The sequence below is a fragment of the Flavobacterium sp. HJJ genome (assembly GCF_015351475.1).
GTDB lineage: Bacteria > Bacteroidota > Bacteroidia > Flavobacteriales > Flavobacteriaceae > Flavobacterium > Flavobacterium marginilacus.
This window is the reverse complement of sequence record NZ_JADKPR010000022.1, coordinates 26733-42994: the sequence shown is the minus strand read 5'-3', so window position 1 is coordinate 42994 and position 16262 is coordinate 26733. Positions and strand designations below refer to the sequence as shown.

At 35.6% G+C, this 16262-nt stretch carries 7 protein-coding genes; all 7 read left to right on the top strand.

What is annotated here, in order from left to right; genetic code table 11:
- The first annotated feature begins 1 nt into the window (after window position 1).
- The 7 genes from IRZ80_RS16170 to IRZ80_RS16140 all read left to right on the top strand — a co-directional run bounded on the left by IRZ80_RS16170 (window position 2) and on the right by IRZ80_RS16140 (window position 16244).
- Window positions 2-2323 carry a family 20 glycosylhydrolase gene (locus IRZ80_RS16170; protein ID WP_194642615.1) on the top strand — a complete coding sequence of 774 codons (2322 nt, stop codon included), beginning with the start codon at window positions 2-4 and terminating at the stop codon, window positions 2321-2323.
- Between the two features lie 11 nt (window positions 2324-2334).
- The gene (locus tag IRZ80_RS16165; RefSeq protein WP_194642614.1) at window positions 2335-3660 is read left to right on the top strand and encodes an alpha-L-fucosidase; all 1326 of its coding nucleotides are present in this window, start codon (window positions 2335-2337) and stop codon (window positions 3658-3660) included.
- 9 nt (window positions 3661-3669) lie between these two features.
- Window positions 3670-6003, top strand: a complete 2334-nt coding sequence (locus IRZ80_RS16160; protein ID WP_194642613.1) for a GH92 family glycosyl hydrolase — start codon at window positions 3670-3672, stop codon at window positions 6001-6003.
- Between the two features lie 29 nt (window positions 6004-6032).
- Window positions 6033-7517, top strand: coding sequence for an alpha-L-fucosidase (locus tag IRZ80_RS16155; RefSeq protein ID WP_194642612.1), 1485 nt, complete (start codon window positions 6033-6035; stop codon window positions 7515-7517).
- A gap of 10 nt (window positions 7518-7527) precedes the next feature.
- Entirely contained in the window at window positions 7528-9771 is a 2244-nt protein-coding gene (locus IRZ80_RS16150) for a GH92 family glycosyl hydrolase (RefSeq protein ID WP_194642611.1), read from the top strand.
- 16 nt (window positions 9772-9787) lie between these two features.
- Window positions 9788-12451 carry a glycoside hydrolase family 3 N-terminal domain-containing protein gene (locus IRZ80_RS16145; protein WP_194642610.1) on the top strand — a complete coding sequence of 888 codons (2664 nt, stop codon included), beginning with the start codon at window positions 9788-9790 and terminating at the stop codon, window positions 12449-12451.
- A gap of 460 nt (window positions 12452-12911) precedes the next feature.
- Window positions 12912-16244 (top strand): SusC/RagA family TonB-linked outer membrane protein, encoded by a 3333-nt coding sequence (locus tag IRZ80_RS16140; RefSeq protein ID WP_194642609.1) that lies wholly within the window; start codon window positions 12912-12914, stop codon window positions 16242-16244.
- Window positions 16245-16262: the final 18 nt, after the last annotated feature.

Sequence of the window (16262 nt, the reverse complement as noted above, 5' to 3'; positions counted from 1 at the left end):
CATGAAGAAGTTATCCTCTATCATACTTGTGATTACAGCATTTGTATGTAATTTTTGTTTTGCACAAAAAGTATTTACAGATAAAGATATTCAGATCATTCCGAAACCTGCCTCGTTAAAAATTGTAGCAGGAGTATTTGAATTTTCAGAAAAAACAAAATTGGTAATTACTGATAAATCTCAAAAGGAAAGTGCAAATTCATTTATCTCTAAATTCGAAAAAGCGGCGGGATTCAAATTACAAATTACGTCTAAAGCTCCAAAAAGCAATTATGTGCAATTTGTTGTCAATACTAGTTTTGAGAACGAAGCCTACGAATTAAAAGCATCCAAAAACAATGTAATTATTACGGCAAAAAACAGTGCTGGTTTTATGTACGCGCTAGAAACGTTGCGTCAATTACTTCCTGTGGCTATAGAAAGCAAAACAGTTATTGCTAATACAGAATGGATAATTCCTGCGATAGAAATAAAAGACAAGCCCCGCTTTGAACAAAGAGGTTTAATGCTGGATTTATCCCGTCATTTTTTTGGAAAGGAGTACATCCTAAAGACGATAGACCGTTTAGCAATGCACAAAATGAATGTTTTGCGTTTGCACATGGTCGATGATCAAGGCTGGAGAATGGAAATTAAAAAATACCCTAAGCTGACTGAAGTTGGTGCATGGAGAGTCGATCAGGAAGATAAAGCATGGAACGCAAGAGCCGTTAATGATCCGAACCAAAAAGGAACATATGGAGGCTTCCTGACACAGAAAGAACTGAAAGAAATTGTGGCTTATGCAGTAATTAAAAATGTTGAGATCATTCCCGAAATCGAAATGCCGGCACACGTAAGTTCGGCAATTGCAGCTTATCCGTTTTTATCTTGTGTCGAAAAACCAATCGCAGTGCCTTCTGGCGGTGTTTGGCCTATTACCGATATTTTCTGCGCAGGAAAGGAAAGTACTTTTGAATTTTTAGAAAATGTTATAGACGAAGTTATTGCTGTTTTTCCATCAAAATACATTCATATTGGCGGAGATGAAGCAACCAAAGATCATTGGAAAACGTGTCCCTATTGTCAAAAAAGAATTCAGGCTGAAGGTTTAAAAGATGTAAATGAACTGCAAAGCTATTTTGTAAAAAGAATAGAAAAATACATCAATTCGAAAGGTAAAAAAATGATTGGCTGGGATGAAATCCTGGAAGGGGGTCTGGCTCCGGAAGCAACTGTAATGAGCTGGAGAGGAACAAAAGGCGGAATAGAAGCTGCGGAACAAAAACACGATGTTATTATGACACCGGAATCTCACTGCTATTTTAATTTTTACCAAGGGCCACAAAATGATGAACCTACAGCTTTCAATGCATTTTTGCCTTTGCATACCGTATATGAATTCGACCCAATTGCCGATGCGATGAGTTCAGAAACTGCAAAACACATATTAGGAGGCCACGCTAATTTATGGGCAGAATTTATTAATACTGATGCACTTTCAGAATACATGCTTTTTCCAAGATTAGCCGCTTTTTCAGAAACGTTATGGAGTACAAAAGAGTCTCGTAACTGGGATGATTTCTCATCTCGAATTAATCCTTTGTTTCAGCGTTATGATTATTTAGGAATCAATTATGCGAAAAGTGCCTACTTAATAGCGGCTTCAAGCAAAGTAGATATTGCAAGCAAAAAAGTATCAATAAGCCTGCAGAATGAATTCTCCAAACCAGATATTCGATATGTGTTGGGAGATCAGGAGATTACTCAAAGTGCAGTAAAATACCAAGGAGCTATTCAAATAGACAAAACTACGGTTATAAAAGCCTCATTGTTCAAAGACAATCAGCCGATAGGTAAAACTTTTACAGATACTATTACGTTTCATAAAGCATCAGGAAGTGCAATACAATTTAAAACTCCATTTAATGAAAATTATAAAGGAGATGGTGATTTAAGTCTCGTTAATATCATCAGAGGAACAAAAAACTTTCATGACGGACAATGGCAGGCTTGGCTTAATAACGATATGGAAGCAGTGATAGATTTAGGAATTAAGCAGGACATAGAACACGTTATCTTGGGCAGTTTAGAGAGTCAGGGTTCGGGTATTTATTTCCCGACAGCCGTTACAGTGTATGTTTCTGATGATGGGATTAATTATAAAGAAACCGCAAAAACAGAACGAGCATTTGCTTCAAATATAAATACAGAATTGAAAGATTTTAAAGTGAGTTTTGACACAAAAAAGGCAAGGTTTATAAAAGTAATTGCCACAAATTTAGGAAAAGCGCCAAGCGGAGGCGGTACTTGGTTATTTGTTGATGAAATCGTAGTGAATTAACAATTACACTTATGAAAAAAATTAAAATAGCAGTAGTCTTATTTTTTTTGGCAGTAATTCAAACGATTGGACAAGAAAAAAAGGGGACAAATGAAGATCGGATGGAGTGGTTTAAAGATGCTAAATTAGGTGTTTTTATTCATTGGGGTATTTACTCCGTCAATGGTATAGATGAGTCATGGTCTTTTTATAATAAATACATTTCCTATACTGATTATATGAAGCAGTTAGATGGATTTACAGCAAAGAATTACGATCCCGAGCAATGGGCACAGCTTATTAAAGAAAGTGGTGCTAAATACACTGTAATTACGACAAAACATCATGATGGTGTTGCACTTTGGGACACTAAACAAAGCGATTTAAATGTTGTAAAAAAAACGAAAGCAAAGAGAGATTTAATTACGCCGTTTGTAAATGTAGCTCGTAAGCAAAATTTAAAGATTGGACTTTATTATTCATTGCTTGATTGGTCAAATCCAGATTATCCTAATTTTTTGAGAGACCAAAAACGCTATACTAATGACGATACCAAGTGGAATGCATTTACTAAATTCAATTTTGGACAATTAGAAGAGTTAACAAAATTCAATCCCGATTTATATTGGTTTGACGGCGATTGGGAACAATCTGCTGAGAAGTGGAAAGCTAAAGAAATCCGAGAATTGTTGTTGCAAAAAACACCTAATACCATAATCAATTCTAGATTGCAGGGTTATGGCGATTATGCCACTCCCGAGCAAGGTGTTCCCATAGTTAAACCAGATAATAATTATTGGGAATTATGTATGACAATGAACAATTCTTGGGGATATCAGCCCAATGATAAAAATTACAAAAGTGTTAATCAGCTTATTCGAATTTTTGTTGATTGTATTAGTATGGGAGGCAATTTACTTCTGGATATTGGACCTAAACCAGATGGCACTATTCCAGAGGAACAAGTGGCTGTTTTAAAAGGAATTGGCAGATGGACAAATAAACATGCAGAAGCTGTATATGGCACTAGAGCAGGAATCCCTTTTGGATATTTTAATGGTTATACCGCACTATCTAAAGATAAAACTATATTGTATTTATACGTTGATAATAAACCTAATGGACCTCTTTTAATAAAAGGATTGAAAAATAAAGTCAACAGAGCCTGGGTGGTTGGTAATGGCACAAAATTAACGACAAATGTAGTAGGAAAACAATATTGGAGCGAAGTGCCAGGCTTATTGTATATTGATTTACCTGAGGAAGTTCAAGATACAGAGGTTACCGTAATCGCATTACAGCTAGAGGGCGAAGTGGCGCTTTATGGAGATAAAGGACAAGTAATAGAGAATAATTAAAAAATCATCATGATGAAAACAATTAAATTTCTTCTTTTTTTTCTTATGCTAGGATGTGTTTCATTCAGTCAAATTAAGCAAAAAGGTAAGAATGAAAATAGTTTCGAAACTAATAATCTAGTTGATTTAGTCAATCCTTTAATGGGAACTGATTCTGACTTTTCTTTATCTAATGGGAATACGTATCCTGTTATCGCAGCTCCTTGGGGTATGAATTTCTGGACACCAATGACTTCAAAAATGGGTGATGGCTGGACATATAATTATAATGCAAAAAAAATTAGAGGAATTAAACAAACACATCAGCCAAGTCCTTGGATTAATGATTATGCAGCATTTTCATTAATGGCTGTAACGGGTAAATTAAAGTTTAAGGAAGACGAGCGGGAATCTTGGTTTTCTCATAAAGCTGAAATTGTACATCCGTATTATTATGCTGTTTATTTAGCAGATTATGATGTTACAGTCGAAGTTGCTCCTACAGAGAGAGCGGCACAATTTAAGTTTACATTTCCAGAATCCGAAACTTCATATATAATGCTTGATGCTTTTTTTAAAGGTTCGATGGTAAAAATTATACCCGAAGAACGTAAAATTATTGGCTATTGCAGAAATAATAGTGGTGGTGTTCCAGATAATTTTCATAATTATTTTGTTGCCGAATTTGATAAAGATTTTGAAATAAATCACACTTGGAATGACGGTTGGCAATTAATAAAAAATTCCGTTTCCAGTGAAGGAAAACATGTTGGGGCTATAATTGGTTTTAAAACCAAAAAAGGAGAAGCAGTTCATGTAAAAGTTGCGTCTTCCTTTATAAGTCCTGAACAGGCAGCACTAAATTTAGCAGCGGAAATTGGCACAGATACTTTTGAGCAGACTAAAGAAAAAGCCAAGCAGATTTGGGAAAAAGAATTATGCAAAATAAAAATAGAAGATGATAATATAGATAATATCAGAACATTTTATTCCTGCTTATACAGAGTTTTACTTTTTCCAAGAAAATTTTATGAGTTTGATAAGCATAATGAAGTGGTACATTATAGTCCTTACAATGGGAAGACTGTTCCGGGTTATATGTTTACCGATAATGGTTTTTGGGACACTTTCAGAGCCGTTTATCCATTTTTTAATATGATGTATCCCGAATTGAACAGCCATATTATGGAAGGTCTCGCCAATACGTATAAAGAATCCGGCTGGCTGCCAGAATGGGCTAGTCCTGGACATAGAGATTGTATGGTCGGTTCTAATTCGGCTCCAATTATTGCAGATGCTTTTTTAAAAGGCGGAGAAAATAAGGATACAAAGGTATTATTTGAAGCTGTTCTAAAAAATGCGACTGTTCAAGAAGGCAGGCCTGTAAGTTCTGTTGGCCGTGAAGGGCTTAATTATTATAATAGTTTAGGTTATGTTCCTTATAATGTTGGTGTTAATGAAAATGTGGCAAGAACATTAGAATATGCTTACGCCGATTTTACGATAGCCAAAATGGCCGAGAAATTAGGTGATAAAGAAATCGCTGCAGCGTATTTTAAAAAATCAATGAATTATAAAAATGTATTTGATTCCTCAACGCATTTTATGAGAGGAAAAAATAAGGAAGGTGATTTTCAAACGCCTTTTAATCCTTTAAAATGGGGCGATGCATTTACTGAGGGGAATAGTTTACACTACACTTGGTCTGTTTTTCATGATGTTCAAGGGCTAATCGATTTGATGGGAGGAAAAGAAAAATTTGCTTCAAAATTGGATGAAGTATTCCTAATGCCACCAAATTTTGATGATTCGTATTATGGTCAGACTATTCATGAAATTAGAGAAATGCAGGTAGCAGACATGGGGAATTATGCCCATGGAAATCAACCCATACAACACATGATTTATTTGTATAATTATGCCAATAAGTCTTATAAAGCACAAGAGAAAATAAGGGAAGTGTTAACAAAATTGTATAAGCCAACGCCAGATGGTTATTGTGGCGATGAAGATAATGGACAAACTTCCGCTTGGTATGTTTTTAGTGCTTTAGGGTTTTATCCTGTTACTCCGGGTGTTAATCAATATGTTATTGGAAGCCCTTTATTTAAGAAAGCAACAATACATTTAGAAAACGGAAATGTGTTTGAAATAAATTCGAAGGACAATTCAAAAAGCAATTTCTACATACAGTCGGCAAGCCTTAATAAAAAAGCATATTCTAATAGTTTTATCACTTTTGAAACCATTCAAAATGGAGGAAAATTAGAATTTCAATTGGGAGACAAACCAAATAGAGACTGGGCTGGTAAGCCAGAAAATGTTCCTTATTCTTTGAGTAATGAAATGAATAGAAATAAGTAAAAGAATTTAAATATAAAGGAGAGAGAACAATGAAAAAAAGAATAGCAATTTTAGCCCTGTTATTTTCGGTGCAGTTATTTTCACAAGCGATTTATGAAGACGAAAGATATGTGTCGGAAACGGATCCGTTAGTATTAAAAAATTTGGATGTATGGCAAGGCGAAAAATTTGGACTGCTGATGCACTGGGGAACTTACAGCCAATGGGGAATTGTTGAATCCTGGTCTATCTGCCCGGAAGATTATGGATGGTGCGAACGAAAAAAAGGAAGCAATCCAGCTAATTATAATCAGTATGTAAAGGATTATGAAGGATTGATAAAAACATTTAATCCAGTAAAATTTGATCCTGCAAAATGGGCAAAAGCGGCGAAATATGCAGGAATGAAATACATGGTTTTTACCACCAAACATCATGATGGTTTCAACATGTTTGATACCAAATATTCGGATTATAAAGTAACTAATAAAGATGTTCCTTTTAGTACTAATCCAAAAGCGAATATTGCCAAAGAAGTTTTTAATGCTTTTAGAAATGAAAATTTATCCGTTGGAGCTTATTTCTCTAAACCAGATTGGCATAATGAAAATTATTGGGATCCTTATTTTCCGGCTTTTGATAGAAATGTAAATTACGATCCAGCACTTTATCCAGAAAAATGGCAGAAATATGTTGATTTTACACACAATCAAATTTTAGAATTATTATCAGATTACGGTAAAATTGATATTTTATGGTTAGATGGTGGATGGGTTAAAAAAAGAGACCAACAAAATATCAAAGAAAACTATGATGAAAAGTTTGCCGAAAACGAAGCGAAAAATGGCTTTATCAAACACAGAGTTGTAAATCAAGATCCAAAAATGGATGAGCTGGTTGTAAAAGCCCGTCAGAAACAGCCAGGATTAATTGTTGTTGACAGAGCAGTTCACGGTAAAAATCAAAACTACTTAACACCCGAAAACAGAGTGCCAGAAAAAACGCTGCCTTATCCTTGGGAATCTTGTATTACTTCTGGCGGAGGATGGTCTTATACTCCGGATGCTACTTATTTAACTGGCAGACAAGGAATCCATATGCTTATTGATGTTGTTGCAAAAGGCGGCAATTTATTGCTGAATGTAGCGCCAAGTCCAGAAGGGGATTGGCAGCAGGGAGCGTACGATCTATTAAAGGCTTATGGCGATTGGATGAAAGTAAACAGTACAGCAATTTATAACACAGCACCCATTGCACCGTACAAAGAAAACAACATTTGCATGACCCAAAATAAAGCTGGAAATGTGTTCTTGTTTTATATGGCTAAAGATGGAGAAGATAAAATACCAGCAGAACTTACGGTAAAATCTATCAGTCCCAAAAAAGGAACTAAGATTACGATGCTAGGTTCTACAACGGCATTAAAATGGACAAAAGAAGCTGAAGGATTTAAAGTCATAATTCCAGAAAGCTTAAGAAATAACCTGCCGGCAAAAGAAGCTTGGACATTAAAAATTGAAGCTGTAAACAGATAAAAGTAAAGGTATGGTTTTAAATAAAAGGATTATAATACAAACAGCATGTATAGCCATGCTGTTTTTTAGTAATGCAGCTATTTATGCGCAACAGCCTGCAGATTACGTAAACCCATTTATTGGAACTTCAAATTATGGTGCAGCTTTTCCCGGTCCAATTGCTCCAAGAGGAATGGCGAGTATTAGTCCGTTTAATGTAGCTGGCTCTAAAAATTTACCATTAGAGAAAGACAGCCGCTGGCTCTCCAACCCGTATGTAAATGAGAATACCTTTTTAACTGGTTTTTCTCAGGTAAATTTAAGCGGGGTAGGCTGTCCAGAATTAGGTGTTATATTATTAATGCCTACAACCGGTAATGTTGAAACGGATCATTTAAAATATGGTTCGGCTTATTCTGAGGAAGTGGCAAAAACGGCTTATTACAGTTCAAAAATTGATAAATACAATGTTAAAGCTGAATTTACCGCTTCGAAAAGAGTGGGTGTAAGCAGATTTACGTTTCCAAAAGGGCAGTCTAATATTTTATTAAATCTTGGTTTGGGTTTAACAAATGAAGAAGGCGCGATGGTACAAATAGTTTCATCAACTGAAGTTGAAGGAATGCGCAGCGTTGGTTCTTTCTGTTACAACAGCCCGGAAGCTGCTTATCCGGTATATTTTGCTGCCAAGTTTTCTAAACCCGCAGCAAAGTTTGGAGTATGGAAAAAACATTCAAAATACAATGGAGTCGAGGCACAATGGATGACCTATAACGGGAAAACCAGATTGATGGAAAATAATACCAAAATGGTCGTTGGCGACAGCATTGGGACTTATTTTACGTATCATTTTGATAAAGAAGAAACTGTCGAAGTTAAAATTGGCGTTTCGTATGTAAGTATCGAAAATGCCAGAGAAAATTTAGAAAAAGAGACTGGAAACAAATCATTTGATACCGTTTATAAAGATACCTATAACGAATGGAATCAGGAACTTTCGAAGATTTTAGTCGAAGGAGGTTCAAAAGAAGAAAAGACAGTTTTTTACACGGCATTGTATCATACGTTAATTCATCCAAATACTTTAAATGATAGTAATGGTGAATATCCTGAAATAAAAACGGGAAAAATAGGTAAAACAGCAGGAACCCGCTACACTGTTTTTTCACTTTGGGATACGTATAGAAATTTACATCAGCTCATGTCTTTGGTGTATCCAAAACAGCAGTCAGATATGGTAAAAAGCATGCTTCAGATGTATGATGAAAATGGCTGGCTCCCCAAGTGGGAATTAAATTCGACAGAAACATTTACGATGGTCGGCGACCCTGCAAGTATTGTCATTGCAGATACTTATCTAAAAGGAATTAGGGATTTTGATGTGCAAAAAGCTTACCAAGCCATGCTGAAAGGAGCTGACCAGATTGGAAATAATCCTCTGCGTCCCGGACTTCAGGATTACATTCAAAAAGGGTTTGTAACGACCAAAGACAGAGGTTCTGTTTCTACAACTCAGGAATATAATGCTTCGGATTATTCGATTTCACTTTTAGCGAAAGCATTAGGAAAAAAAGAAGACGAAGAACGATTTAAAAACCGCTCATTATCATACAGAAAATTATATGATAAAGAATTGAAAATGCTCCATCCAAGAACCGAAAACGGCAGTTTTTATGAGCCGTTTGATCCTTTGTCCGGAGCTAATTTCGAAGAAAATATTGGCTTTATCGAAGGTAATGCATGGCAATATTCTTTCATGATGCCCCACGATATCAAAGGACTTATAAAATTGATGGGAGGAGAAAAAAACTTTACCAGTCAATTGCAAAAACTTTTTGATGTAAAACAATTTGATATGGCAAATGAACCTGATATTGCGTACCCTTATTTGTTTAATTACATAAAAGGTGAGGAATGGAGAAGTCAGGAATTGGTAAAAAAATTAGTGAAAGAATATTTTCAGAATAAACCAAAAGGATTACCTGGAAATGACGATACTGGAACAATGTCTGCATGGCTGGTATACTCAATGATGGGAATTTACCCAATCGCTCCTGGTAATCCAATATACACGATTACAACACCAATGTTTGATAAAATAACCATTCAATTAGATTCAAGGTATTATAAAAATAAAAGTATCGTAATTGAACGTGAAATCAATAATGGCGGGAAAATTAAAAAGATCCAATTAGAAGGGAAAGACCATAACAGTTTTTTTATCACTCATGATGATTTTGTAAATGGAACTGCGCTAAAAGTGATTCAAAATTAAAAAACAACCACAACTTATGTTACGATTAATATTAAAAAAGAAAGCGATTGTTTTAGCTGTTTTCCTAGGGTTTTTTAACCCGATTTCGGCACAGAATAAATATCCCTATCAAAATGCTGGATTACCAGTCGAAGAGCGTTTGAAAGATTTATTAAGCCGAATGACTCTTGAGGAAAAAGTACGCCAGATGGATATGTATAAAGGCGAATTTTTTAAGGAAGGCGAAGATTTTTCAAAGACCAAAACCAAAACTAAAGCCGGTAATCTAGGAATAGGAGCCATTCACGATATTTATCCAAGATCGGCTAAAATGATTAATGATCTTCAAAAAGAGGTAATTAAAAGCAATAAATGGGGGATTCCAGCTCTTATTATGTGCGAGATGCTTCATGGTTATCTAGATGACGGAAGTACGGCTTTTCCAATGAACATTGGTTTAGGTGCAACCTGGGACACTAACGTGATGGATAGGGTTGGGAGAGTAATTGCTACCGAAGCCAGAGCACACGGGGTACATTTTGGTTTAGGCCCAAATTTAGATTTAGGCCGTGAACCACGCTGGGGAAGAGTTGCTGAAACTTTTGGGGAAGATGCGTATTTAAACAGTGAAATTGGTTTGGCATTTATAAAAGGGATGCAGGGCGATGATTTAAAATCAGACCGATCTATAATTGCAGAACCAAAACACTTTGCAGTTCACGGTATTCCACAGGCTGGAGGAAATTCTTCGCCAATTTTGGTGGGAGAACGTTCGGCTCGTGAAGATCATCTTCCATCGTTTCAAAAAGCATTTACAAAAGGCGGTGCTTTAGGAACAATGTGTGCGTATTCAGAATTAGACGGCATTCCTTGTGCTGCAAATCGCTGGTTATTGACAGATGTTTTGAGAGAAGAATGGGGTTTTAAAGGAATTGTAGTCTCCGATTTAGGGGCTATTAAATACCTTCAAACCACGCATCATGTAACAGATTCTCCAAAAGAAAGTATCAGACAAGCCGTTTTGGCTGGTGTCGATATGCAGTTTTATGATTTTACAAATGAGTTTTGGCAAAAAACAGTTATCGAATTAGTGAATGAAAAGAAATTATCAATGGAAGATATTGACCGTGCAGCTGGTGGTGTGCTGCGTCTTAAATTTTTATTGGGACTATTCGAAAACCCGTATACGGCAGACCATTTAATCAAAGAGCGTTTTCATACCAAAGAAAATCAGGATATTGCTTTGGAAGCTGGTCTTAAATCTATTGTTTTATTAAAAAACGACAATAGTATTTTACCTTTAAAAAAAGACATTCAAACAATTGCCGTTATCGGACCCAATGCTGATGTGTCAAGATTGGGAGGATATTCAGTTCATAACAAAGTGGGGAAAACCGTTCTAGAAGGAATTAAAGAAGTGGTTGGCACTAAAACAAATGTGCTTTATGAAGAAGGAGTTCCCTTAATTGTAAAAGGACAAATTATTCCGTCGAAATTTTTATTTACACCAGACGAATCACAAAATGGTTTAAAAGGGGAATATTTCAACAACAGAAATGTTGAAGGAGTTCCAGCATTAACCCGCACCGATAAGCAATTAGAATTTGACTGGCCTTGGTCTCCGGGTGATGGGGTTACAGATGATGATTTCTCTATTCGCTGGACAGGTTATATAAAATCGGAAAAGTCGTTTGACGGCTGGTTAGGCCTAAGTTCTGATGATGGAATCAGAATGTGGATCGATGATCAGCTAGTTATTGATAATTGGACAAAAGGAGCAACTAGTATAGTTACGACTCCAAAGAATATCGAAGCAGGAAAAAAATACAAAGTCCGCATCGAAATGTGGGAAGGTGGCTGGGGAGCCAGAGCTCACTTGCGCTGGAATTTAGAAAAAGTAAATTTTCAGCCAGCGATAGATATTGCTAAAAAAGCGGATGTTGCTATTGTGGTGTTAGGTGAATCTAATGAATTGGTAGAAGAAAACAGAGATGTTGCATCTTTAGATTTACACGGAATGCAGCAAGAACTTATTGAGGCAATTCAGAAAACAGGAACTCCTGTAGTTTGTGTACTGTTAAATGGCCGTCCGCTTTCGGTAAACTGGATCAACGACAATATTCCTGCAATTGTTGAAGGCTGGTTTCCTGGTGAAGCAGGAGGAAAGGCAGTAGCCGATGTTTTATTTGGAAATTACAATCCAGGAGGAAGACTGCCAATTACCTTTCCTAAATCTGTCGGACAGCTTCCTATTTATTACAATCAGAAACGATCTGCTATTCATAGATATGTCAGCGAAAGTGAAAATCCTTTATATACTTTTGGATATGGTTTGAGTTATACAAAGTTCGAATATTCGAATTTAGCTATCAGTTCGGCTGAAATAAAGACAAACGAAGAATTGAAGGTAAGTATTGATGTGAAAAACGTCGGAAATTTTGATGGTGATGAGGTTGTTCAGTTGTATATTAATGATGTTTACAGTAGTGTAACAACTCCAGAAAAAACATTAAAAGGTTTCAAAAGATTATTTATAAAGAAAGGTGAAACTAAACATGTCGATTTTACTATTACTCCCAATGAGCTGTCTCTTTGGAACCGCGAAATGAAAGAGGTTGTCGAACCTGGAAACTTTGTTGTAATGGTAGGAGGAAATTCGACAGATTTACAAAAGTTAAGCTTCAGTGTCTTAAATAATTGATTTAGTTTGAATACTATTGATAATATTTAAATTAAATTTTAACAGTAAAACTAATCCTTGTGAATGAATATTTGATATCAATATTTTGATAGGATTTATAAAAATAAAAAGAGAGGCTGTATCACATAACCGGTGATAGAGCCTCTCTTTTTATTTGTTAATTTATATTTAACTCAAATAAAGACAAATTTTATTCTTTTAACATTTTGCTAAGTATAGTTTTTTTACTTAATCAGCGGTTATTATTGTGATTTATATGTCTTAAGAACAATTTGACTGATAATTATAGTTGAAATGAGTTTTTTTAGTGAAAAATTATAGCAAAATTAACGAACAGCGTGGTTGGTTAGTCATTGGTCGAAAATTTAGTTTTTCATTGGTTCAATGTTGTTAAATTTAACTAAATATTAACCAACAGTTAGTGTTGGCAGTTAACTTTTTTAACCCAAAAACTAAATTTATGATTCAAAAAGTATTAAAACTACTGTTTGTTTTTTGCATGCTCAGTTTCTATAGCGGTAATGCTCAAACAACAGTTACAGGTAAAATTACAGATGGTGCTGGTATGCCTTTGCCAGGAACCACTATCGTTGTTAAAGGATCTTCAACGGGTGCTTCTGCAGATTTTGATGGAGCCTATAGTCTTAAGGTGCCAAATTTGTCTGCGGTATTAGTAGTTTCTTACGTAGGATATGTAACAAAGGAAGTTACACTTACAGGTTCTGCTGTTCTTAATGTAAAATTGATATCATCTTCTCAAAATCTTAATGAGGTTGTTGTAACAGCACTTGGACAATCTAAAGCAAAGAAATCTTTAGGCTATGCTACCAGTGTAATTAAGTCTGAAGCAATCGTTAAGACAGGTTCACCTACTATTGCAAACTCTTTATATGGTAAAGCACCAGGAGTTCGTGTTAATTCTTCGCCAGGAGGTAATGGTGTAATCAATATCACTATTCGTGGGCTTAACTCTATTAAAGGTAAAACGAATCCACTTATCGTTCTGGATGGTGTGCCAATCCGTGATGGAGAAGCAAAAAATAATGACTATTGGGGGGATTCCCGCATGAGAAACAATGGACTTGCAGATATTAATCCAGAAGACATTGATAATATTTCTATCCTTAAAGGAGCTTCTGCTGCAGCATTATATGGTTCTGAGGCTGTAAATGGGGTTGTATTGATTACCTCTAAATCAGGTAAAGGAAAAAAAGGCTTAGGTGTAGATTTTAGTACTAGCTATTCAATGAATAAAATAGCATACTTGCCAAGATTTCAATATGAAAGAGGTCCTGGGTATTCAAATAATAATTATGCTTCGTCAGGATTTGTCCTTCCAGATGGTTTTGCTCATTATGATATTGATGGTGATGGTATCAAAGAAACGAGAGGTGTTTCGGGTGCAAGTCAATCTAATTTTGGCATGTGGTTTGATGGGCAGCCTATTATGTCTTGGGATGGTGTAGTTCGTCCTTATTCGGCTCAAAAGGACGGATACAAAAATATGTTCCAAAATTCTTGGGATGGTGCAACAAACATTGCTATTTCTAACAATACTGAAAATAGCAGTATCCGTTTATCTTATACTCACAATGAATCACAAGCCTTGACTATGGGTAATATGAATAAAAAAAATACACTTAACCTGAATGCATCATTTAATACTGGTAAATATTCGAAAACAGACGTGATTGTGAGTTATATGAATCAAAATACTCATAATCGTGCCATTCTTATGGATCGATTGGTAAATAACTTTGCAGGTATGATGAGCCCTTTTGATAATGGGGATTGGTACAAAGCTAAATACAAAACCAGTTTAGGATACAAATATGTTACTGGTTCAGGAGATAGTTCGACTCCAGATGAAAATATCAAGCGTAACGGTTTTAAAGCTGATATTGGTGATTATTTTTGGAATACAAATGAAAAATCAAATGATGAAATTACAAACCGTTTGATTGCGAGTATTACCGAAACACTTACGCTTTATAAAGATTTGAAATTGCGAGGACGTGTTTCTACTGATTTAACATCCATAAATGTTGAAGCTAAAGAACCTGTAGAAATACCTTTGATTTATGGAATTGCATCTGGTTCTTTTTCTATGAATTCAAATGATTATAATGTTCTATACGGTGATGTGATGTTAATTTACAATAAAAAAATCAATGAAGATTTTGAGGTTGGAGCTCAAGCAGGGTACAATGCAACTAAAGAAACTGGTTCTGCTTTGTCGAGATCAACAGATGGAGGTTTAAGTGTTGAAGGTTGGTATGATATAAATTCTTCAAATAAGCTTATTACAAGTACTTCTAGCAGATCTTTACTTTTAAAAGACGCTGTATTCGGAACTGTGAACGGTAGCTATAAAAATTACCTGTTCCTTGAAGGAACAATAAGAAAGGATCGTACTTCTACAATGCACCCTGATGATAATGCCTTTACTTATCCTTCAGTCAACTCCTCTTTTGTATTGTCTGAAGCGGTTAAATTGCCGGAAGTAATCAGTTATGCAAAATTACGTGCTTCCTGGGGAATTGTGGGTAACTATCCTGAAATTTATCAGTCTAATGTGGCTTTTAATCAAACTACATTAGGAACTCAGGGGACAAATGCTCCAGTACTGACTACTACTTCAAATGCGGCTTATGGAAACGAGGGTATTAAACCGGAGATGAAAAATGAGGTTGAGCTAGGTTTCGAAACTAAGTTCTTTGACAGAAGGTTAGGATTGGATTTATCTTATTACAATGCAAAAATTAAAGATCAAATTTTGCCAATGTCATTGGCACCTACCACAGGAGCCACTTCTATTTTTTCTAACGTGGGGGATTTAAGTAATCAAGGGATTGAAATCGCGTTAACAGGTTCTCCAATACTGACAAATGATTTTTCTTGGAATATTACTTTGAACTGGGCAAAGAATAATAATAAAATTAAAAAATTAGCTAACGGTGCAAGCGAATATTTACACACTGATTATGATGGGTCTGCCGCTCAATTGAAATCAGTAGTGGGTGACCCAATGGGAGGGATTTATGCGCATCCTGTTATGACAGATGCTAATGGTAATAAAATGGTTGATAGTGACGGATTTTATATGATTGATGGTAATAAATGGGAGAAATATGGTACTGCCACACCTAAAGGTGTAGGAGGATTATTGAACTCGTTTACGTATAAAGATTTTACTTTGGATGTCAATATTGATTATTCTTACGGAGGTTATTTAATGCCGACAGGTCTTAATTGGATGTCTGCTAGAGGTTTAACCGAGGAGAGTTTGAATTATAGTACTAATGACCGTGGAGGTTTAACTTATTATATGGATGCTAATGGTCAAGGAGTTCAAGTTCCTAATAGTGCAACTGCAGGACCAGGCGGGCAAACATTATACCGTGATGGTATGTTGATGGATGGTGTTACAGCTGATGGCGCAGTAAATACTAATGTGATTTCTCAGGCAGGTTATTATAATATGACGTACAACTGGGGTGGTCCTCAATACAGTAGCTCACGTTATGAATTGTATATCGTGAAAAACGATTATATCAAAATGAGAGAAATATCATTTGCTTATAATATGCCAATTGCTTGGGCTAATAAGATTGGTGCTACTAAATTAACTTTTTCAGCTTTTGGACGTAATTTATTTTATATCTACAGAACAATTAAAGACATGGATGCCGAGGGAACTGTTGCGGGAACTAGATGGGATCAAAACGTAAACAATGCTGGATTGACTCCATCTGCTAGAAGTTTTGGATTAATGATGAGAGCATCTTTCTAATTTGATGAAACACAATTT